Origin of the sequence: Mesorhizobium sp. M7A.F.Ca.AU.002.02.1.1 (assembly GCF_003998535.1) — a bacterium.
In the GTDB taxonomy this organism is placed as follows: domain Bacteria; phylum Pseudomonadota; class Alphaproteobacteria; order Rhizobiales; family Rhizobiaceae; genus Mesorhizobium; species Mesorhizobium ciceri.
Genome location: NZ_RZPB01001495.1, coordinates 1 through 432, shown reverse-complemented (window position 1 = coordinate 432; position 432 = coordinate 1). Strand labels below are relative to the sequence as shown.

Here is a 432-nt window from a genome sequence, read left to right as displayed (position 1 = left end):
TGTAGGAGCCGCTCGAGGTGTGCAGCAGGAAGTTCGAGTTCTCGGTGCCTTCGGCGATGCCCTTGTAGGACAGGAGATCGCCGACCGGATAGTGCTTCAGGAATGCGCCGAGTTCGCCTTCCGCGACGTCAGTGTAGACCGCCATGTGCCTTACGCGGCTCCATTGACGAAGGCCATGTCGGCCCGCGTCAGTTCGACATCGCGCAGTACCCGCATGACCGGAAAATCCTCCGTTTCCGTGGCCGTGATGGCCAGATCGATCGTGACATCGAAGCGCTGCCGGAACGCGTCGATGATCTCGTCGACGATGATTTCGGGCGCCGACGCGCCGGCCGACAGGCCGAGCGTCGAAATGTTGCCGATGTCATTCCACGGAATCTCGGCGGCGCGCTGCACGAGAAGCGACATGGTGGCGCCTGCACGCTCCGCCAC

At 63.0% G+C, this 432-nt stretch carries 2 pseudogenes; both read right to left on the bottom strand.

The window, feature by feature from the left end:
* Window positions 1–145 (bottom strand): annotated as a pseudogene (locus EN879_RS38570) (homoserine kinase); the annotation flags it as partial.
* Window positions 146–150: 5 nt separating this feature from the next.
* Window positions 151–432, bottom strand: a pseudogene (locus EN879_RS38565) (4-hydroxy-3-methylbut-2-enyl diphosphate reductase); the annotation flags it as partial.